This window comes from Kluyvera sp. Awk 3, from assembly GCF_028069715.1.
GTDB lineage: Bacteria > Pseudomonadota > Gammaproteobacteria > Enterobacterales > Enterobacteriaceae > Kluyvera > Kluyvera georgiana_A.
Genome location: NZ_JANEWH010000006.1, coordinates 1 through 19,664, shown reverse-complemented (window position 1 = coordinate 19,664; position 19,664 = coordinate 1). Strand labels below are relative to the sequence as shown.

Annotated in this window: 18 protein-coding genes; 5 read left to right on the top strand and 13 right to left on the bottom strand. The window is 56.9% G+C overall.

Translation table 11 applies throughout. The annotated features are described in order from the left end of the window. Positions 1-116: 116 nt before the first annotated feature. The 3 genes from dinF to NNN71_RS02725 all read right to left on the bottom strand — a co-directional run bounded on the left by dinF (position 117) and on the right by NNN71_RS02725 (position 2,581). Entirely contained in the window at positions 117-1,436 is a 1,320-nt protein-coding gene (gene dinF, locus NNN71_RS02735) for an MATE family efflux transporter DinF (RefSeq protein ID WP_271457824.1), read from the bottom strand. A gap of 68 nt (positions 1,437-1,504) precedes the next feature. Continuing rightward, complete coding sequence (gene lexA / locus NNN71_RS02730; protein ID WP_064546646.1) at positions 1,505-2,113, bottom strand: transcriptional repressor LexA; 609 nt, start codon at positions 2,111-2,113, stop codon at positions 1,505-1,507. Positions 2,114-2,212: 99 nt separating this feature from the next. Then, positions 2,213-2,581, bottom strand: a complete 369-nt coding sequence (locus tag NNN71_RS02725; RefSeq protein ID WP_064546644.1) for a diacylglycerol kinase — start codon at positions 2,579-2,581, stop codon at positions 2,213-2,215. A gap of 128 nt (positions 2,582-2,709) precedes the next feature. On the opposite strand from NNN71_RS02725, the gene plsB reads away from it, so the two are divergent. Beyond that, the gene (gene plsB / locus NNN71_RS02720) at positions 2,710-5,139 is read left to right on the top strand and encodes a glycerol-3-phosphate 1-O-acyltransferase PlsB (RefSeq protein ID WP_167577118.1); all 2,430 of its coding nucleotides are present in this window, start codon (positions 2,710-2,712) and stop codon (positions 5,137-5,139) included. Positions 5,140-5,219: 80 nt separating this feature from the next. Here the strand turns inward: plsB and ubiA are convergent, their stop codons facing one another. From ubiA to malK, 5 genes are all read right to left on the bottom strand, one after another. Further along, positions 5,220-6,092, bottom strand: coding sequence for a 4-hydroxybenzoate octaprenyltransferase (gene ubiA, locus NNN71_RS02715; protein WP_271457823.1), 873 nt, complete (start codon positions 6,090-6,092; stop codon positions 5,220-5,222). Positions 6,093-6,106: 14 nt separating this feature from the next. Beyond that, positions 6,107-6,604 (bottom strand): chorismate lyase, encoded by a 498-nt coding sequence (ubiC, locus tag NNN71_RS02710; RefSeq protein ID WP_223803489.1) that lies wholly within the window; start codon positions 6,602-6,604, stop codon positions 6,107-6,109. Between the two features lie 225 nt (positions 6,605-6,829). Next, a complete protein-coding gene (malM, locus tag NNN71_RS02705; protein ID WP_167577121.1) occupies positions 6,830-7,774 on the bottom strand; it encodes a maltose operon protein MalM in 945 nt (314 codons plus the stop codon). Positions 7,775-7,888: 114 nt separating this feature from the next. Next, complete coding sequence (locus tag NNN71_RS02700) at positions 7,889-9,214, bottom strand: maltoporin (protein WP_271457822.1); 1,326 nt, start codon at positions 9,212-9,214, stop codon at positions 7,889-7,891. A gap of 101 nt (positions 9,215-9,315) precedes the next feature. Further along, entirely contained in the window at positions 9,316-10,425 is a 1,110-nt protein-coding gene (malK, locus tag NNN71_RS02695; RefSeq protein ID WP_064546630.1) for a maltose/maltodextrin ABC transporter ATP-binding protein MalK, read from the bottom strand. 371 nt (positions 10,426-10,796) lie between these two features. Between malK and malE the strand changes: the two genes are divergently transcribed. From malE to malG, 3 genes are all read left to right on the top strand, one after another. Next, a complete protein-coding gene (gene malE / locus NNN71_RS02690) occupies positions 10,797-11,987 on the top strand; it encodes a maltose/maltodextrin ABC transporter substrate-binding protein MalE (RefSeq protein WP_163447549.1) in 1,191 nt (396 codons plus the stop codon). Positions 11,988-12,089: 102 nt separating this feature from the next. Then, on the top strand, positions 12,090-13,634 hold the full coding sequence (malF, locus tag NNN71_RS02685) for a maltose ABC transporter permease MalF (protein ID WP_167577123.1): 1,545 nt from the start codon (positions 12,090-12,092) through the stop codon (positions 13,632-13,634). 14 nt (positions 13,635-13,648) lie between these two features. After that, positions 13,649-14,539, top strand: coding sequence for a maltose ABC transporter permease MalG (gene malG / locus NNN71_RS02680; RefSeq protein WP_064546624.1), 891 nt, complete (start codon positions 13,649-13,651; stop codon positions 14,537-14,539). Between the two features lie 114 nt (positions 14,540-14,653). Here malG and psiE read toward each other — a convergent pair whose 3' ends face one another. Continuing rightward, complete coding sequence (psiE, locus tag NNN71_RS02675) at positions 14,654-15,064, bottom strand: phosphate-starvation-inducible protein PsiE (protein WP_064546622.1); 411 nt, start codon at positions 15,062-15,064, stop codon at positions 14,654-14,656. 212 nt (positions 15,065-15,276) lie between these two features. Here psiE and NNN71_RS02670 point away from each other — a divergent pair, with 212 nt between their 5' ends. Beyond that, positions 15,277-15,732: an acyltransferase gene (locus tag NNN71_RS02670; RefSeq protein WP_163447551.1), complete on the top strand. Its 456-nt coding sequence runs from the start codon at positions 15,277-15,279 to the stop codon at positions 15,730-15,732. Between the two features lie 40 nt (positions 15,733-15,772). Here NNN71_RS02670 and NNN71_RS02665 read toward each other — a convergent pair whose 3' ends face one another. The 4 genes from NNN71_RS02665 to yjbE all read right to left on the bottom strand — a co-directional run bounded on the left by NNN71_RS02665 (position 15,773) and on the right by yjbE (position 19,548). After that, complete coding sequence (locus NNN71_RS02665) at positions 15,773-17,869, bottom strand: YjbH domain-containing protein (protein ID WP_271457821.1); 2,097 nt, start codon at positions 17,867-17,869, stop codon at positions 15,773-15,775. Beyond that, positions 17,869-18,606: a capsule biosynthesis GfcC family protein gene (locus NNN71_RS02660; protein ID WP_271457839.1), complete on the bottom strand. Its 738-nt coding sequence runs from the start codon at positions 18,604-18,606 to the stop codon at positions 17,869-17,871. The genes NNN71_RS02665 and NNN71_RS02660 overlap by 1 nt, the downstream gene beginning before the upstream one ends. After that, positions 18,600-19,226 (bottom strand): YjbF family lipoprotein, encoded by a 627-nt coding sequence (locus tag NNN71_RS02655; protein WP_442910500.1) that lies wholly within the window; start codon positions 19,224-19,226, stop codon positions 18,600-18,602. Before NNN71_RS02655 ends, NNN71_RS02660 begins: the two co-directional genes overlap by 7 nt. A 76-nt stretch (positions 19,227-19,302) precedes the next feature. Further along, positions 19,303-19,548, bottom strand: coding sequence for an exopolysaccharide production protein YjbE (gene yjbE / locus NNN71_RS02650; protein WP_163447554.1), 246 nt, complete (start codon positions 19,546-19,548; stop codon positions 19,303-19,305). Positions 19,549-19,664: the final 116 nt, after the last annotated feature.

The window sequence follows — 19,664 nt, the reverse complement described above, 5'->3', positions numbered from 1 at the left end:
TCGATCGTCAGTGAATGAATAGCGAGAGAGTGTGAACTCTTTTTCGCTAAGCGTGAGGTTAATTGTAGTCAGTCATTCTGAGCATGATTCACTATTCGGAATCTTTAACCATCACATCAGGAAAACCAGCTGTCATTTCGCCAGTGGCGACGCCAGATATACGCCAGCGACAGGCCGCGCAGCGCGAGGAAAACGGCCAACGCCAGCCACAGCCCATGGTTGCCAAGCACCGGCAGTGCCAGCAGCGTCAGCGCAAAACCGGCGGCGGCGACCGCCATGCTGTTGCGCATCTCGGCGCCTCGCGTGGCGCCGATAAACATGCCGTCCAGCAGATAACACCAGACGCCAATCACCGGCAGCACCACCTGCCACAGCACGTAACGGTCGGCCAGTTGCTGCAGTTCGGGCAGCGAGGTAAGCAAGGCGACGATATTTTCGCCAAACACGGCGTATACCAGCGCAAAAGCCAGCGCCACCACGCCCGCCTGACGGCACGCGGCGCGCCAGATCTCAAGCAGTTTGCTGCCATCACGCGCGCCATACGCCTGGCCGGAGTGCGCCTCCACCGCATAAGCGAAGCCATCCAGCGCGTAGGCGGTGAAAGTGAGCATCGTCATCAGCACCGCGTTCACCGCCACCACTTCAGCACCGAGCCGCGCGCCAAAGACGGTGACCGCGCCGAAGCACAGCTGTAACAGCAGGGAACGCAGCATAATGTCGCGGTTGAGCGCCAGCAGGCGGCGGATGTTGCCGCGCCAGGCGGTTTTCAGCATCGACCAGGAGATACCGCGCATCGCCATCACCTTGTGTACCATCCCCAACCCGACCAGCAGGGTGGCATATTCGGCAATGGCGGTGGCGAGCGCCGCGCCCTGCACGTTCATGTGCAGACCCATCACCAGCCACAGGTCGAGAACGATGTTCAGCACATTCCCTACCACGAGCAGCACCACCGGCGCGCGGGCGTACTGCACGCCCAGTAGCCAACCCAGCAGGACCAGGTTCGCCAGCGAAGCGGGGGCGCTGAGCCAGCGGATGGCGAGGAAGCGCCGCGCCTGCTCCAGCACCTCGCCGCTGCCGCCGACGATAGACAGCGCCAGGTTAATCAGCGGCGTTTTGAACAGGATGATGAGCAACCCGGCGCCCAGCGCCAGCATCAACGGTTGCACCAGCGCGCGAGCCAGCGCCTGCGGGTTTTTCGCGCCAAAGGCCTGCGCCGTCAGGCCGGTTGTGCTCATGCGTAGAAACAGCAGCAGCATAAACAGGAAGCTGGTCGCCGTTGCCCCGATAGCGACACCGCCCAGATAGACGGGGCTGTCCAGGTGACCGATCACGGCGGTATCGACCAGACCCAGCAGAGGCACGGTAATGTTGGAGAAGATCATCGGTAGCGCAAGGCGCCACAGCGCTTTATCAGCGGAAGTGAGTAGCGACATGGGTATCAACCAGAACGAAAAAAAGCTGCGATAGCGGATGTATCGCAGCCATTAGAGAGGGGGAGTTTTTACAGCCATTCGCCGTTGCGGATAACGCCAACGGCCAGCCCTTCAATGGAGAAATTCTGCTGACGCAGATCCACCACGATCGGCTTAAATTCGCTGTTTTCTGGCAGCAGTTCGACGACGTTACCCTGTTTTTTCAGGCGTTTGACCGTCACTTCTTCGTCGATGCGCGCGACAACGACCTGGCCATTGCGTACGTCCTGAGTCTTATGCACCGCAAGCAGGTCGCCGTCCATAATCCCGATATCTTTCATCGACATGCCGCTAACGCGCAGCAGGAAGTCGGCGCTCGGTTTGAACAGCGACGGGTCAACCTGGTAATGGCCTTCGATGTGCTGCTGCGCCAGCAACGGTTCGCCCGCCGCGACGCGGCCTACCAGCGGCAGACCTTCTTCTTCTTCCACCAACAGGCGGATACCGCGAGAAGCGCCGGAGACAATCTCGATGACACCTTTACGCGCCAGCGCTTTCAGGTGCTCTTCAGCCGCGTTCGGGGAACGGAACCCCAAGCGCTGAGCAATTTCCGCACGCGTCGGCGGCATGCCCGTCTGGCTGATGTGATCCCGGATGAGATCAAACACCTCTTGCTGCCTGGTCGTTAACGCTTTCATTCCGCCCCCTGGGTGTATATACAGTTATGCTGTGAGTATATACAGCTAGTGTTTATTTTGAAACCATAAAACGCACGAAATCAGGCAGTTTTCACAGCTTTAGTGGAAATGCGCCCACAGCAGCGTGCCCCAGGTGATGAGCGCGACGAAAATCGCCAGCAGCACCGCCGCCGATCCCATGTCTTTTGCCCGCCCGGACAGCTCGTGGTATTCGGAGCCGATGCGGTCCACCACCGCTTCCAGTGCACTATTGAGAATTTCCACTATCATCACCAACAGGACGGAGCCGATGAGCAGCACGCGCGTAATCGCGTCGACATCCAGCCAGCAGGCGATAATAATCGCCAACACCGAGGCGACCCCCTCCTGGCGGAACGCGGCTTCGTTGATCCACGCCGCGCGAAATCCTTTCCAGGAATAGCCCGCTGCTTTGATGATTCGGGTGAGCCCGGTGGTATTATTGGCCATCTCAAGAACCTTTTTTGTTATTACGTCAATGACAATGCGTGTTATGAAGCGGTAGAACAGAAATTCTGCTGACTTTCTGATATTCTTGCCGCGCATTTGCATGATTAACCAGAGGCTTTACATCGTTTATGTCCGGCTGGCCACGAATTTACTACAAATTACTGAATTTACCATTAAGCGTACTGGTAAAAAGCAAGTCTATTCCCGCAGAGCCTGCACAGGAATTAGGGCTTGATACCTCGCGTCCGATTATGTACGTCCTGCCTTATAATTCTAAGGCCGACCTGCTGACGCTGCGCGCCCAATGTCTGGCGCACGATTTACCCGATCCGCTTGAACCGCTGGAAATCGACGGCACCCTGCTGCCGCGCTACGTGTTTATCCACGGCGGCCCGCGCGTGTTCACCTACTACACGCCGAAAGAAGAGTCGATCAAGCTGTTCCACGACTACCTCGATCTGCACCGCAGCAATCCGGATCTGGATGTACAAATGGTGCCGGTCTCCGTGATGTTCGGGCGTTCGCCTGGCCGCGAAAAAGGCGAGGAAAACCCGCCGCTGCGGATGCTCAACGGCTTCCAGAAATTCTTCGCTGTCTCCTGGCTGGGCCGCGATAGCTTCGTGCGTTTCTCGCCGTCCGTGTCGCTGCGCCGCATGGCCGACGAACACGGCACCGACAAAATCATTGCGCAGAAGCTGGCGCGCGTCGCGCGTATGCACTTTGCCCGTCAGCGCCTGGCGGCGGTTGGCCCGCGTCTGCCGGCGCGTCATGACCTGTTCAAAAAGCTGCTGGCGTCGAAAGCCATCGCCAAAGCGGTAGAAGACGAAGCGCGCAGCAAGAAAATCTCGCACGAGAAGGCGCAGCAAAACGCCATTGCGCTGATGGAAGAGATTGCGGCGAACTTCTCCTACGAGATGATTCGCCTCACCGACCGTATCCTCAGCTTTACCTGGAACCGTCTGTATCAGGGGATTAACGTCCATAACGCCGAGCGCGTACGCCAGCTGGCGCACGACGGCCATGAAATCGTCTACGTGCCCTGCCACCGTAGCCATATGGACTATCTGCTGCTCTCTTACGTGCTCTATCACCAGGGGCTGGTGCCGCCGCACATTGCCGCCGGTATCAACCTGAACTTCTGGCCAGCCGGCCCGATTTTCCGTCGCCTGGGCGCATTCTTTATTCGCCGCACCTTCAAGGGCAACAAGCTTTACTCCACGGTGTTCCGCGAATACCTCGGCGAGCTGTTTAGCCGCGGCTATTCCGTTGAATACTTCGTGGAAGGCGGGCGTTCGCGTACCGGCCGTCTGCTGGATCCGAAAACCGGCACCCTGTCGATGACCATTCAGGCGATGCTGCGCGGCGGGACTCGTCCAATTACGTTAGTGCCGATTTACATCGGCTACGAGCACGTGATGGAAGTGGGTACCTATGCCAAAGAGCTGCGCGGCGCGACCAAAGAGAAAGAGAGCCTGCCGCAGATGCTGCGCGGGCTGAGCAAGCTGCGTAATCTCGGCCAGGGCTACGTCAACTTCGGCGAACCCATGCCGCTGATGACCTACCTGAACCACCACGTGCCGGAGTGGCGCGAGTCGATCGACCCGATCGAAGCCGTACGCCCGGCGTGGCTGACGCCGACCGTCAACAAACTGGCGGGCGAGCTGATGGTGCGCATTAACAACGCCGGTGCCGCCAACGCCATGAACCTGTGCTGCACCGCGCTGCTGGCCTCTCGCCAGCGTTCGCTGACCCGCGAACAGCTGACGCAGCAGCTGGAATGCTACCTGGCGTTAATGCGTAATGCGCCGTACGCGCCGGATGCTACCGCGCCAAAAGCCTCCGCCAGCGAGCTTATCGACCACGCGCTGCAGATGAACAAGTTCGAAGTCGAGAAAGACACCATCGGCGACATTATCATTCTGCCGCGCGAGCAGGCGGTGCTGATGACGTACTACCGTAACAACATCGCGCACATGCTGATTATGCCGTCGCTGCTGGCCACCATCATGACTCAACATCGCCAGATCTCCCGCGATCAGGTGTTGAGTATGATCGAAACGCTGTATCCGATGCTGAAAGCCGAGCTGTTCCTGCGCTGGACGCGTGAAGAGCTGCCGGCAGTCATTGATACGCTGATCGCCGAAATGGCGCGTCAGGCGCTGATTACCGAGCAGAACGGCGAGCTGCGCATCAACGCGTCACACTCCCGCACGCTTCAACTGCTGGCGGCCGGGGCGCGCGAGACGCTGCAACGCTACGCGATCACCTTCTGGCTGCTGAGCGGCAACCCGTCGATGAACCGCAGTACGCTGGAGAAAGAGAGCCGTACGCTGGCGCAGCGTCTGTCGGTGCTGCACGGCATCAACTCGCCGGAGTTCTTTGATAAAGCGGTGTTCTCGTCGCTGGTGCTGACGCTCCGCGATGAGGGCTATATCAGCGACAGCGGCGACGCCGAGCCGGAAGAGACGATGAAGGTTTACCAGATGATGGCGGGCCTGATTACCTCGGACGTGCGCTTGACGATAGAGAGCGTGACGCAGGAAGAGGCGGCACAGTAAAAACAAAAATCCCCGGTCTGTACCGGGGATTTTTTTATTCGCTTATTGGGTGCCGGCCAGGCGACAGCTTTATGCCAAACTCAGAACTGCCAGTAGCTCATCGCCAGCCCAATAAACAGCACCAGACCCACGTAGTTATTGTTCATAAACGCCTGGAAGCACGGCCCACGCTCGCGGTGGCGGATCAGCTTCTGCTGGTAGACGAACAGCGCGCCGGCGATCAGGATTGACCAGTAAAACTCCCAGTGCAGGCCGTTCAACCAGCCGATAAGCGCCATCAGCCCCAGCACGCACGCCTGCAGGATACCGATAATCAGACGGTCGTTATCGCCGAACAGAATCGCCGTGGATTTGATGCCAATCTTCACGTCATCATCGCGGTCAACCATCGCATACTGGGTATCGTAGGCCACCGCCCACAAAATATTCGCCAGCAGCATCAGCCAGCAGCTCAGCGGCAGTGACTCGCTGACCGCCGCGAAGGCCATCGGAATTGACCAGCCAAACGCCGCCCCCAGCACCACCTGCGGCAGGTGGGTATAACGCTTCATAAACGGGTAAACCCAGGCCAGCGCCAGCGCCGCCACCGACAGCAGAATGGTCATCGTGTTGAGCGTCAGCACCAGCAGGAAAGAGAGCGCCACCAGCACGATAAACAGCGTACGGGCCTCTTTCTCCGTGACCGCGCCGCTCGGCAGCGGACGGTTGGCCGTGCGTTTCACGTGGCCGTCGAATTTACGATCCGCATAATCGTTGACCACGCAGCCAGCGGCGCGCATCAGCCAGACGCCCGCCACAAACACCGCCAGGATCCACAGCGGCGGTACGCCCGGTGAGGCCACCCACAGTGCCCACAGCGTCGGCCACAGCAGCAGCAGCGCGCCGATCGGTTTATCCGTACGCATCAGTCGATGGTAAGCCAGTAGCTTGTTCTGCTTCAGACTCCACTCCATTCTTCTTCTTCCTCTTAGTACAGCGGCGATGCCGGTAAAAACAGCTCGGTTAACAGCAGCGGTTTACCGCTCAGGCGGAGACGGGAACGACGCCCCCACAGCGCATCATGACGGCCTATCTCAATAAAGTCTCGCGTCAGCGTCGACGACGTAAACAGATAACGACCCAGCGGCGTCTGCCCCAGGTTTTGTAGCGCCAGCTCCGGCCCACAGAGGGTCGACTCTGGCACCACGGTGCGCCCGGCAAGCCACGGCTCACCGCCGACGCACAATAATATTTCTCGCAACCAATAGCGAGACTCTTCTGGCAACAGGTGTTGTTCTTCTACCAGCGCATCGCGGCTGACAAACGCCTCGTTTAAAAGCGTTACGCTAACCGGTTTCCCAAACTGCTCAAACCGTTTGGTCATCGAATCTTCCAGCATCAGCCAGTCGCGCTGAGTGGGTTCAAGCGGGGGAATGACGTCAAAATAGCGCAGCGCGCGCAGTTGCGTCAGTGCAGGGTGCGACATGCCTGTCTCTCCAATACAAAGCGTTGCGCCATTGTATCGCAGAAAGCCGCGGGAGGGGGTGCAGTAATGGTCAAATACGATCATTAGCGCAACAGCAGTGCAACAGTTTGCTTTGCGCTATATGCCGTTCATCATCGCAGCCTGAAGGATGAAGCGTATAAAAAAGGTGTGCCCGACAGGGCACACCGAAAGGCTTCGCCTAAACATCGGCGCTGCGGGGAGAACTTACCCCTTGCCTTTTACAGCGCCGATAAAGGTGGAACGAGCAGATTTAGATCCCAGGCGTTCGGCTTCATTCATCAGTTTCAGGGCTTTGTCGATATCCCCTTTCGCCACGGCCTGTTTAATCCCGTTGTTGAAGTAGCTTTCCGTATCGTCGAGCATCGGTTCAGTTTTCGCTGCCGGAGCCGCAACTGGCGCCACGACCGGAGCCGCTGCGGGTGCGCTGGCAACCGGTGCCGCCGTGTTGCCGACAGTGACCGGAGCCGGACCGGAAGAGCCAAACAGCGGGCCAACCAGAACGCTGGAGCTGCTGTTGGTTTTCACCTTCAGCTTCACCAGACCATCGGTGGTGTGTTTAGCGATCGGGTCAGGAATATCCGGCACCGCGTTACCGGTGCCTTTGGCATAGGCTTTTGCCGGATCCAGCAGCGTTGTGGTTTGCTGGAGATCTTTCTCGGTGGTAAAGACCAGAACATAGAGTTTTTGCTGGCCCAGCGCCGGCGTCAGGCGCATCACCCCTTCCAGACGGTCGGCGCTCATTACGCCAGGCTCCTGGTAGGTGAAGTAGCTGCTCGGGAAGAACGCAGAAGGCGTCATATTCTGGTCAAGAATCAGCACGTTCGGCGCAAAAACGCTGGTTTGTTTGTTCACTTCGCTGGTCAGGGTCAGCGTCAGCTCGCCAATATTGGCGGGAACGCTGTAGGCCACAACGTTGCCGGTGATTCCCGGAACGTTCAGGCTTTGACCACCGGTGGAAATTTGGGTGGATTGAACTTTAGATTGATCGACCGGCGTCCAGGTCAGCTGCTGGAGGGCAGCGGTCGGGATGGTCGGCGCGGCGCTGGTGTTTTGCGGCACGTAGTTGACGTCAGCGAGGCTAATGCCCGGGACGCTCGCCATTAATCCAGCGGATAAGCAGAGAGCAACGAGACTTTTTTTCATTTTCATTATGATGACCTCAGAAAGCGTGGTTCTAGCGGTAGCCAGGCAATAGCGCGCTAAACCTCAAGGAACAGAGGGGCTTGCGCCCCTCGTCGGTTGTTACGTCAGGTTAATGCTGAATTACCACCAGATTTCCATCTGTGCACCGAAGGACCACTCATCGTTGTCGCCGCGGCTGTAGGTTTTCGCGCTGGTATCTTTGTAAGCGATACCGTTGTCGTAACCCCATTTCTCATCCCACTTCGCATAGGTTGCGAATACGCGGATGGCCGGACGGGACCAGATGCTGTCGCCAGCCTGCCATTGTTGCGCCAGGGTGATTTTGTACTGGTTGTTGGTGTCGCCGGTTTTCTGCGACTTAACGTTGTCGTAGCCCACTTCCATCAGGGTGCTCATGATTGGCGTCCATTTGTACATAGGACGCACACCGACGGTCCACCACTTGGTGCCGTTGCCATCATCACGGTCGATATTCTGGTACATACCGACGTACATCAGGTCAACTTTCTCACCGAGGGAGATTGCGCCGTGATCAAGTACACGCCACATGTCGCCGTTGTTATTGATCTTGTTATCTACCGCACCGATTTCTGCGTCTTTGTCATAGTCGTTGCCGGTGAAAGAGCCCTGAGACAGACCTTTACCCTGCGTGGTCATGGCGTCAGTGGCGTACTGAACAACAAACTTGTTGTAGCCTTTCAACATGCTCTGGGTATGTTCAGCGGTGAACATCCAGCCGTCTTTGGTTGCGCCGTCAGCAAAGCTGTAACCGTCGGTTTTGTTAGCACGACCGTAGTCAACACCCAGCTCCAGCACGCCGTCCGGGTTGGTTTCCAGACCGGCTAAACGGACGTCGAATACGTCGTTCGCTGTGTCTTTGTATTTGCTGTAAATATCATTGCTGGTGAAGATGTAAGAACCACCCGCTTCCTGAGAACGGGTTGCTGCCAGAGACAGTTTACCGAAGCCCAGGTCGATGTTTTCGATACCGGCACCAGGACCCGAGATATCCCAGTAGTAGAAGTCGATCATGTGAACGTCATGACGCTGATAGAAGCGCTTACCGGCCCAGATAGTGGAACCTGGCAGCCATTCGATCAGGTTTTTACCCTGGACGTTCGCTTCACGGAACGCCGGGTCGGTTGCTTCCCAGTCGTTCTGCTGTGCAACCGAGTAAGCCACGTTGGTGTCGAAGTAGAAGCTCTTATCGCCCTCTTTCCACACTTCCTGACCTAATTTAATTTCAGCATAGGTTTCACATTCGTTACCAAGACGGTATTTACTTTGTGCACCGGTTGCCTGGAAACACTGTTGTTCGCCACCGCTACCCGTCCAGCCAATGCCGGAACGCGCGTAGCCATGAAAATCTACGGCCATTGCCTGAGCAGACATAATGCCTGCTGCGACGGCAATCGCCACGGGGAGTTTGCGCAGAGTAATCATCATTCTATCTCCTGAGATCATTGCTTTTCTTTTCAACATTTCGCCCCTGTATCGCCTTATCGCTGGCGGCGTGGGGGCTGCCTGTTTGCTTTGTTATGGGACGTTTAAACGCCGAGCTCTTTATGCAGCCGACGACATGCGGTGCCATCTTCACGGAACAGATGGCAGCGCTCTGGCGGCAAGCCGATGGCGAATGTGGCTCCCTCTTCGACCAACACCACGTCGTTCTGGCGGTAAACCAGGTTTTGACGGATGGCAGGGATCTGGATATGAATTTGTGTTTCGTTGCCCAGCTGCTCGACAACATGCACCACGCCTTCCAGTGTCACATCGGCGATGTGGCTCGGCATCAGGTGCTCCGGGCGAATGCCCAGCGACATGTTGGCGCCAACCTGCACGTTGTTACTCTCGACCGGCAGCCAAATCTGCTGATGGTTCGGCAGCTCGACCTGCACCTGATCGATGGCGGTGGCAGTAACTTTCACCGGCAGGAAGTTCATCTTCGGCGAGCCGATAAAGCCCGCGACGAAACGGTCAGCCGGGTAGTGGTACAGCTCGAGAGGTTTACCGACCTGCGCCACGCGGCCGGCATCCAGCACCACAATTTTGTCGGCCAGCGTCATCGCTTCGACCTGATCGTGGGTGACGTAAATCATCGTGCGGCCCAGACGTTTGTGCAGGCGGGAAATTTCAATACGCATCTGTACGCGCAGCGCAGCGTCGAGGTTAGAAAGGGGTTCATCGAGCAGGAATACGCGCGGTTCGGCAACCAGCGTACGACCAATCGCCACGCGCTGACGCTGGCCGCCGGACAGCGCCTTCGGTTTACGTTCCAACAGGTGGGCTAACTGCAGTACTTCAGAAACCTGGGTCACGCGCTGGTTAATCACGTCTTTTTTCGCGCCAGCCAGCTTCAGACCAAAGGACATATTCTCAGCAACGGACAGATGGGGATATAACGCGTAGGACTGGAACACCATCCCCACGCCGCGCTCGGCTGGCGGTACGTCGTTCATGCGGGTATCGCCGATCATCAGATCGCCGCTGGTGATGGTTTCGAGGCCTGCGATCATACGCAGCAGCGTAGATTTACCGCAGCCTGATGGCCCGACAAACACCACGAACTCCCCTTCCTGGATATCAAGGTTGATATCTTTTGATACCACCACGTCGCCCCAGGCTTTCGTTACATTGCGTAGCTGTACGTTCGCCATGCCCTTCTCCCTCGTTACAACTTGTCACCAACAGACACATTCAAGATGGGCTGACTATGCCTTACACATCATTGAGGGGAATCCTCCACCCCCCTTGTTTTTTATGGGGGAGGAGACGGGAGGATGAGAAGGCGCGCTCTGCCCCCGATGACTTCGGGTCAGGACTAAAATCGTGATGGGGGCGACAAAAAACGGCGCTTTTTTTTGTGCGCCAGGACGCATAACTGGGATTTATGTTATGGCGATCACACTAATAGCCCCGAGGGCGTAGAGGTCAGGAGGATGGAAAGGGGTTGCTAAAAAAGGAAACTCATCGATGTTAAACCACCTCTGTGTATCCACAAGTACATCACCTGGAAAGGACGGGATATATGAAAATCAAAACTGGCGCTCGCATCCTCGCGCTGTCCGCATTGACTACGATGATGTTTTCCGCCTCGGCTTTGGCAAAAATCGAAGAGGGAAAACTGGTTATCTGGATTAACGGCGACAAGGGCTATAACGGCCTGGCCGAGGTCGGTAAGAAATTTGAAAAAGATACGGGCATTAAAGTGACCGTAGAACACCCGGATAAGCTGGAAGAAAAATTCCCGCAGGTTGCGGCAACCGGCGACGGCCCGGACATCATCTTCTGGGCGCATGACCGTTTCGGCGGCTACGCGCAGTCTGGCCTGCTGGCGGAAGTGACGCCGGACAAAGCGTTCCAGGACAAACTCTACCCGTTCACCTGGGATGCCGTGCGCTACAACGGCAAGCTGATTGCTTACCCAATCGCGGTCGAAGCGCTGTCTCTGATTTACAACAAAGACCTCGTACCGAACCCGCCGAAAACCTGGGAAGAAATCCCGGCGCTGGATAAAGAGCTGAAGGCGAAAGGTAAATCCGCGCTGATGTTCAACCTGCAAGAACCGTACTTCACCTGGCCGCTGATTGCTGCCGACGGCGGCTACGCGTTCAAGTTTGAAAACGGCAAGTACGACGTGAAAGATGTCGGCGTTGATAGCGCTGGCGCGAAAGCGGGCCTGACCTTCCTGGTTGACCTAATCAAAAACAAACACATGAACGCGGATACCGACTACTCCATCGCTGAAGCAGCCTTCAACAAAGGCGACACTGCGATGACCATCAACGGTCCGTGGGCGTGGTCCAACATCGATAAGAGCAAGGTGAACTACGGCGTAACGCTGCTGCCAACCTTCAAAGGCAAGCCGTCTAAACCGTTCGTTGGCGTTCTGAGCGCCGGCATCAACGCCGCGAGCCCGAACAAAGAGCTGGCGAAAGAGTTCCTCGAAAACTACCTGCTGACCGACCAGGGTCTGGATGCAGTGAACAAGGACAAACCGCTGGGCGCTGTGGCGCTGAAATCCTTCCAGGATCAGTTAGCGAAAGACCCGCGTATCGCGGCCACCATGGATAACGCCCAGAAAGGCGAAATCATGCCGAACATCCCGCAGATGTCTGCATTCTGGTATGCCGTTCGTACCGCAGTGATCAACGCCGCCAGCGGTCGTCAGACCGTCGATGCTGCGCTGAAAGATGCACAGGGTCGTATCACCAAGTAATGCCTGTCGTTCCCTCTCCCGGTGAGAGGGAAACACTCCCCCTCTCCCTCAGGGAGAGGGACGGGGTGAGGGTTGTTTAAATCGCTGTAGAGGAAGATCCCCATGGATGTCATTAAAAAGAATCATTGGTGGCAAAGCGACACGCTGAAATGGTCAGTGATTGGTCTGCTGGGCCTGCTGGTGGGTTACCTTGTAGTTTTAATGTACGCACAAGGGGAGTACCTGTTTGCCATCATGACGCTGATCTTAAGCTCAGCGGGCCTGTATATTTTCGCCAACCGTAAGACCTACGCCTGGCGCTACGTTTACCCTGGCATGGCCGGGATGGGGCTGTTCGTCCTGTTCCCGCTGATTTGTACCATCGCCATTGCCTTTACCAACTACAGCAGCACTAACCAGCTTACCTTTGAGCGCGCCCAGCAGGTCCTGATGGACCGTAGCTATCAGGCGGGCAAATCCTATAATTTCAGCCTCTTCCCGGCGGGCGACGAGTGGCAGTTGGCCCTCACCGACGGTGAAAGCGGGAAAAACTACCTCTCCGACGCCTTTAAAATTGGCGGCGAGCAGAAACTGCAGTTAAAAGAAACCGAAGCGCTGCCGGGCAGTGAACGTGCGCAGCTGCGCGTGATTACCCAGAACCGCCAGGCGCTGAACCAGCTGACCGCCGTTCTGCCGGATGAAAGCAAAGTCACCATGAGCTCGCTGCGCCAGTTCTCCGGCACTCAGCCGCTCTACACGCTGGCCGACGACGGCCTGCTGACCAATAACCAGACTGGTGTGAAATACCGCGCCAACAACGACATTGGTTTCTACCAAACCGTTAACGCCGACGGCAGCTGGGGCACCGAGAAGTTAAGCCCAGGCTACACCGTCGGTATCGGCTGGGATAACTTCACCCGCGTCTTTACCGACGAGGGCATCCAGAAGCCGTTCGTCGCCATCTTCGTCTGGACGGTGGTCTTCTCGGTGCTGACCGTGATCCTGACCGTCGCCGTCGGCATGGTGCTGGCCTGCCTGGTACAGTGGGAAGCGCTGAAGGGCAAAGCCATCTACCGCGTCCTGCTGATTCTGCCGTACGCTGTGCCGTCGTTTATCTCGATTCTGATTTTCAAAGGGCTGTTTAACCAGAGCTTCGGTGAAATCAACATGATGCTGAGCGCCCTGTTCGGTATCAAACCGGCCTGGTTCAGCGACCCGACCACCGCGCGTTCGATGATTGTTATCGTCAACACCTGGCTGGGCTACCCGTACATGATGATTCTGTGCATGGGCCTGCTGAAGGCGATTCCGGACGACCTGTATGAAGCCTCGGCAATGGATGGCGCCGGTCCGTTCCAGAACTTCTTTAAGATTACGTTCCCGCTGCTGATTAAGCCGCTGACGCCGCTGATGATCGCCAGCTTCGCCTTTAACTTTAACAACTTCGTGCTGATTCAGCTGTTGACCAACGGTGGCCCGGACCGTCTCGGCACCACCACGCCAGCCGGTTATACCGACCTGCTTGTGAGCTACACCTACCGCATCGCCTTTGAAGGCGGCGGCGGCCAGGACTTCGGTCTGGCGGCGGCGATTGCCACGCTGATCTTCCTGCTGGTAGGCGCACTGGCCATCGTGAACCTGAAAGCCACGCGTATGAAGTTTGATTAAGGGAGACAACGAACATGGCTATGGTACAACCCAAATCTCAGAAACTGCGTCTCTTTACCACGCATCTGCTGCTGCTGATTTTTATCGCGGCGATCATGTTCCCGCTGCTGATGGTTATCGCTATCTCGCTGCGTGAAGGGAACTTCGCCACTGGCAGTCTTATCCCGGAACAGATCTCCTGGGAGCACTGGAAACTGGCGCTGGGCTTCAGCGTTGAACACGCCGATGGCCGCGTCACTCCGCCGCCGTTCCCGGTGCTGCTGTGGCTGTGGAACTCGGTGAAAATCGCCGGTATCACCGCGATTGGCATCGTGGCGCTGTCCACCACCTGCGCCTACGCCTTTGCTCGTATGCGCTTCCCGGGCAAGGCCACGCTGCTCAAAGGGATGCTGATTTTCCAGATGTTCCCGGCGGTGCTGTCACTGGTTGCTCTGTACGCGTTGTTTGACCGTCTGGGCCAGTACATTCCGTTTATCGGCCTGAACACCCACGGCGGCGTGATCTTCGCCTACCTTGGCGGCATTGCGCTGCACGTGTGGACGATTAAAGGCTATTTCGAAACGATTGACGGCTCGCTGGAAGAAGCGGCCGCGCTGGACGGCGCGACCCCGTGGCAGGCCTTCCGCCTGGTACTGCTGCCACTCTCCGTACCGATTCTGGCGGTGGTGTTTATCCTGTCGTTTATCGCCGCCATTACCGAAGTACCGGTTGCATCGCTCCTGCTGCGCGATGTGAACAGCTACACCCTCGCCGTAGGTATGCAGCAATACCTCAACCCACAAAACTATCTGTGGGGCGACTTTGCCGCTGCGGCAGTCCTTTCCGCCATCCCTATTACCGTGGTCTTCCTGCTCGCGCAGCGTTGGCTGGTAAACGGCCTCACGGCCGGCGGCGTGAAGGGCTAAGTTTCATCAGCAATGCCACTGCTATTATCCTCAACTTGAACGAACCCTAACTTGTGACTGTTTGGCGCTCTACGGAGCGCCCTTTTTTTTGCCTACCGTATGACCTGATAAGGCCTACTCTCGCTTCAGACGTTTGGAGTTACACAGCCATAGCGTAATCACCAGCAGCAAAATCGCTGCAGAATAAATCAGCACATCCAACGGCGACTTATGGTCGACGATAATCAGCCGCACAATCGCAGTAATGCCGATATAGACAAAGTAACGCAGGGGAAAATGGAAGCCTGACTGAAAGTACTTCACAATCAGAGCGATAAATTCGAAATAGAGGAAGTAAACCACCAGACCCTCCACCAACTCATACTTGCTGGTGCGTTCCGGCGCGAATAGCACATCGGCCAGATGAACCGTCTCTTTACCGAGAAAAACGATCAGAATCAGACCAAGGCTGAGCAGACCCAAATTCAACACGGTCTGCAAAATGGTGGAGATAAACTCTACGCGTGGGCGAGTCAGTGACGTCATAGCTAGCACCTCTTTCGCTGGGCCGAGATTCCTGTATAGCGCAAAAACGTGATCTAGTTCTAGTTTTTATCGCCACCTTTTCGCTGTTTTCCCTAGCAACAGATAAAAATGAGTCTGATAAAGAGGGGAAATTTTTCGACTCTATGCTTATCAGTAGCGCTTCTTCCTGCCGCGCTACACTTAAGGAGAACGTTTTTTATCAGAGGGATACTATGCAATCACTCCGCCAGGTCGCCATCCGCAATGTGGTACGCGGCGACAACGTCGTCATTTATGAACCTGCCAATCTTTACGACTGCACGCTGGGTAACAACGTGTTCGTCGGTCCGTTTGTCGAAATCCAGGGCAACAGCTGGATTGGCGACGAGACTAAAATCCAGTCGCACACCTTCATCTGCGAATATGTCACCATCGGGCGAGGCTGCTTTATCGGCCATGGGGTTATGTTTGCCAACGATATGTTTCGCGAGGGAAAACCAAACGCAGACCGTGAAAGCTGGGGACGGATCGCTATCGGCGACAATGTCTCCATCGGCAGTGGCGCAACGATTCTCTCGGTGTCGATCTGCGATGGCGTGGTCATTGGCGCAGGCAGCGTGGTGACGCGTTCAATCAGTGAGAAAGGCGTGTACGCCGGGAACCCCGCGCGGTTACTGCGGAGGTTATAAGCGTAGCCCGGACAAGTGGCTTATCCGGGCTACGGAAGCGTTAGCGGAAGTTCAGGCTCTTATCGCCGGTCATGTTATACAGCTCGAACTTGCGCCCCAGCATCTGCCCGCCGTCGCGGGTCAGCGGCGTCCAGCCGACGGCTGCACGACTGCGGGTTGGGCCGGAGGTGAAGAGATCCATCGGTATGTTCACGTACACTCCTTTGGTGAATTCCCCCTCGCCGTACTCATCCGCCGACACGTTAGTAATGGTGGCATAAGCGCCCACCACAATGCCGCTGTCGAAGTGTTTGGAGATATCCAGCGTGCCGCCCTTGTCTCCCGCCAGATACTGCCCCACGCTGGCTTTCACCAGCACGTCCTGGGCGAACGACGGCGTCCAGTAGGCGGTCAGGTGGCCGGTCTTCACGCTGTAGTCGGTGAACTTCATCATGTCCTGCGCGCTGCGCCAGTCACGCTGCTTCACGTAGTTGGCGTTCAGGCCGAAGGCCCAGTTGCTATCAACCGGGCGATACAGCACTTCCGCCCCCGCGCCGCCGTACATGGTTTCCAGATAGCCGCCGTACACCTGGCCATAGAAATCGTTGCCAAGGTACTGGAAGTAGTTAGCTTGCAAGTTGTTAACATAGACATCGTTTTCTACATAGTCACGAATATGAGTTCGTACACGCGGCAGCGCCGAATCCTTTGGCGGGTTGGTGTAGTTAAACTTGTCATAGTTGTTGGCGATGTTGGCGAACAGGCTGCCGCTGGTCAGCAGATGATCGGTTACCCACCAGTCCGCCGTGCCCATCACCCCAACCTGGTACATGTAGAAGCTTTCCGGGCCGCCAATAGACTGGCTCAACACCGGATCGAAATGGAAATCAAAACGCGATTTGTCGATATACCAGCCCTGCTCGGTTTTCTCCGGCACGATCGGCGCGACGCGTTTTTGCGCCAGCGGCGTCTCCTGCCCGAGCGGCTCCCCTTCCAGATGACGCTTCAGGCTGGCGACATCGGTTTCCGTGGTCACCTCAGGCAGATTGAGGCGCGTTTCGGTAATGCGGATCGTGCGGATCCCTTCCGGAAGATCGTTCATGACGATCCGATTGGCGCGCTCGATCCCTTCCCGCGAATCACGGTATTTCACCTGTTCGCCGGTGACGTAGAGGGTATCGCCTTTTACCTGCATATTCGGCGCGGCGAACCCGGCATTGTACTTCAGCTGTGTCAGCTGATTGGCCACCACCGAGTGCTGAAGAATGGCATCCTGCGGCTGTGGCCGGTAGGCCGGACGCGCGTTGTCGTTATACGACGGACGCAGATCGTTGAAGTTGGTGCGCAGGGTAAAGCCGAACATCACGGTATTGCCGCGTTCATAGCTAAGGTTGACGTCGGCCCAATCGGTAACGCGATAAATGGCGCCGACGTTAACCTTGCTCTTTTGCTCAATTTTACCGGCGAAATCCTGCTGGTAGTTGTTGCCTTCATACTCCAGTTTTAAACGCAACGGCTGCCACGGTGTCTGATATTCAATCCCGCCAAACCAGGCCGCCGGGCCGTGGAACATCTGACTGCCGTCAATCGAACCTGCTTTGCGATAGCTGTTATCGCGATAGCAATATTTATCGCTGTACGAGCAGAACGGGTTAGTGGCGTTGCCGCTGGTGCCCAGGTAACCCCAGCCTAAACCCAGCGTGAAATCAAACGGCCCCCAGGCTTTGCTGGCCACAACATATTCCGAATCGAACAACCCGGTACCGCCGATATCCCGCGCGCCGACGGCGACCTGCGGCAACCAGTAGCTCTCTTCCCACAGGCGCAGCTTCACGTCAAAGGCTTTATCTTTGTATGTTTGCGAACCGGAAAACGCTTCAACGTCGCTGTATTTTTTGGTGCGCACGTCGGTGTAGCGCAGGGTCGTTTCCAGCCACGGGAACAGCTGCGCTGAAGCGGAGTAGTAGCGATACTGGTCGTTATCGCGATAGTTAAGACTGAATTCACCCTCACGCGCCATGCGCGCCGTGGGCGTTTGCAACAGCCCTACGCCGCCAAAATCTGACTGCGATGGGCCAATCGGCGCGGGGTAGGTTTCAGCATGACAGGCCGCGCTGACCGCCAGAGCCAGCAGGCTATATAGACATTTTTTAGGCATTATTCAGGTCTCCGCTGCGACAGGGAGCGAAGAATGTCGGCGTTGAGCGCCTCATACTTGTTCGTCCACAACGCGTCGGCAAAACCGACAAAAATAAGACTACCGGGCATGGGTTCGATATGGCGTTTATTCCAGTACGCTACCGGCGCTTTCTGTGTACGTCCGTCCGGATAAATCACCCAGGCGTAGCTACGGTCCGCGCCGCTCAGCAGGCTGATATCCTCGAGGTAGCTGGCCACATCGCGCCCCGGCGTAAAGGTCATCGTTCCGGGTTTATCCACCAGTCCTACCAGGGTGATGGTCGACGGCTCGTGCCTTAGCCACAGGGTATAGTTCCCCTGCAGCGGTGGATTCTTTTCGCTGTGTACGCGAACCGTATCCGGGTCCAGCGGCACCAGCAGGCGGCCTGTTACCGGCATAGCCTGGAGTTGATTTCGCAGGGCGTTGATCGCACCAGCGGAACTTCCCCCTTCATCTGCCGCCAGCGCTGCAAGCTGCGCCAGCAGTGCCTGGCGTTCACGTTCCGCTTTGGCGGTTGCCTGCGGCGTGGCAATGACCGCGCCGGGCCACCAACTTCCGGCCAGCCGCGGTTGGCCCACCAGGTCTACCAGGCGCTCGGCGTTGATTAATGTCAGCGGTTTTGCCACCCCTTCCTGATGGACTTCAATGGTGCCCGCCGCCTGCGCGGCGGAGATAACGCTCAGTAACACGGCGGCAATTAACGTTTTTTTCATGATTTTGCCGCCTTGATAAGCGTGGTTTTCACCGGGAAAGTGCCTGCGCCAAGGTACTGCTCCGACTGGCGAATCTGCCCGTCGCTGTCCACCCAATAGCGGTTACGCCAATGAGCTTCGGAGGTGGTTACCTCTTCTTCCAGCACGCGCACCGCCGTGCTCTCGCTGCCCATCGTCAGCGTGTCGCTGCCGTCCCAGCGGAAAGTGGACGTCGCGATGGCATAGCGTACCTGTTGGTGTTCCGTCCAGCCCATCGTGTGGGTCCAACGCGTGCCATCGGTTATTTGATTGGGATGCGCCAGCGGATCGTTATCGAGGTTATTCATCGTCAACAGGTTATCGCCCGCGAGCTGCGTTTTCACCAGACGCCCACGCTGAGTCACCAGCATCGCCTGATCCTGCGTGAGCCATTTCTGCTGGCCGTTCTCCGAGAAGGCCAGCACGACAAAAATCTGCGGGCCGCCGTTCAATTGCATGTACTGGCTGGCGTAGGGCATATTCTGGATGTCATCGTCGGTCAGCTGCACGCCCGACGTACCAAACATACTGCTCCATAACGATTGCCCCAGCCCCTTGGTGCTGGGTGAACACGCCTGAAGCAGCAGGCAAAAAAGAGGAATCATAAGTCGCTTCACGGCGCTTCTTCTCCAGGGGCAAAATAACCACACCGAAGTGTGGTTAGCATTAAAGTACCGTGTGTTACTGGGTACTGGTGGTCGTGCTGGTTGTGGTCGTGGTTCCGGTATTGGAACCGTCACCGCCAGCCGCTGCCAGCGCCATACCGACCGCAGAACCTACGGTGCTGGCGCTGGTGGCGGTTGAACTCCCGGCAGACACAGACGTTGCCGCTACGCCAGCCGCTTCGCCGGTTTCTACCGGCGCCGCGCTGACGCTTGCCGCAGCAAACGCCGAAATGGCAAAAATGCCATAGAGGATTTTCTTCATACGTATTCCCTTCATTAGATGAATGGAGATATACCTGAAATAATTCAGGCGTCATCGAGTATACACAACCAAATGAACGGAATTCGCACACCGAAAATAAGAGAAAGGTTTTTCAG

Excerpts from the sequence above, each read along its gene's own strand:
- NNN71_RS02700 (WP_271457822.1), bottom strand. The coding sequence starts at position 9,214 with ATGATGATTACTCTGCGCAAACTCCCCGTGGCGATTGCCGTCGCAGCA.
- psiE (WP_064546622.1), bottom strand. The coding sequence starts at position 15,064 with ATGACGTCACTGACTCGCCCACGCGTAGAGTTTATCTCCACCATTTTG.
- dinF (WP_271457824.1), bottom strand. The coding sequence starts at position 1,436 with ATGTCGCTACTCACTTCCGCTGATAAAGCGCTGTGGCGCCTTGCGCTA.
- NNN71_RS02665 (WP_271457821.1), bottom strand. The coding sequence starts at position 17,869 with ATGCCTAAAAAATGTCTATATAGCCTGCTGGCTCTGGCGGTCAGCGCG.
- ubiA (WP_271457823.1), bottom strand. The coding sequence starts at position 6,092 with ATGGAGTGGAGTCTGAAGCAGAACAAGCTACTGGCTTACCATCGACTG.
- lexA (WP_064546646.1), bottom strand. The coding sequence starts at position 2,113 with ATGAAAGCGTTAACGACCAGGCAGCAAGAGGTGTTTGATCTCATCCGG.
- yjbE (WP_163447554.1), bottom strand. The coding sequence starts at position 19,548 with ATGAAGAAAATCCTCTATGGCATTTTTGCCATTTCGGCGTTTGCTGCG.
- NNN71_RS02725 (WP_064546644.1), bottom strand. The coding sequence starts at position 2,581 with ATGGCCAATAATACCACCGGGCTCACCCGAATCATCAAAGCAGCGGGC.
- plsB (WP_167577118.1), top strand. The coding sequence starts at position 2,710 with ATGTCCGGCTGGCCACGAATTTACTACAAATTACTGAATTTACCATTA.
- malG (WP_064546624.1), top strand. The coding sequence starts at position 13,649 with ATGGCTATGGTACAACCCAAATCTCAGAAACTGCGTCTCTTTACCACG.
- NNN71_RS02655 (WP_442910500.1), bottom strand. The coding sequence starts at position 19,226 with ATGATTCCTCTTTTTTGCCTGCTGCTTCAGGCGTGTTCACCCAGCACC.
- malF (WP_167577123.1), top strand. The coding sequence starts at position 12,090 with ATGGATGTCATTAAAAAGAATCATTGGTGGCAAAGCGACACGCTGAAA.
- malE (WP_163447549.1), top strand. The coding sequence starts at position 10,797 with ATGAAAATCAAAACTGGCGCTCGCATCCTCGCGCTGTCCGCATTGACT.
- malK (WP_064546630.1), bottom strand. The coding sequence starts at position 10,425 with ATGGCGAACGTACAGCTACGCAATGTAACGAAAGCCTGGGGCGACGTG.
- NNN71_RS02670 (WP_163447551.1), top strand. The coding sequence starts at position 15,277 with ATGCAATCACTCCGCCAGGTCGCCATCCGCAATGTGGTACGCGGCGAC.
- ubiC (WP_223803489.1), bottom strand. The coding sequence starts at position 6,604 with ATGTCGCACCCTGCACTGACGCAACTGCGCGCGCTGCGCTATTTTGAC.
- malM (WP_167577121.1), bottom strand. The coding sequence starts at position 7,774 with ATGAAAATGAAAAAAAGTCTCGTTGCTCTCTGCTTATCCGCTGGATTA.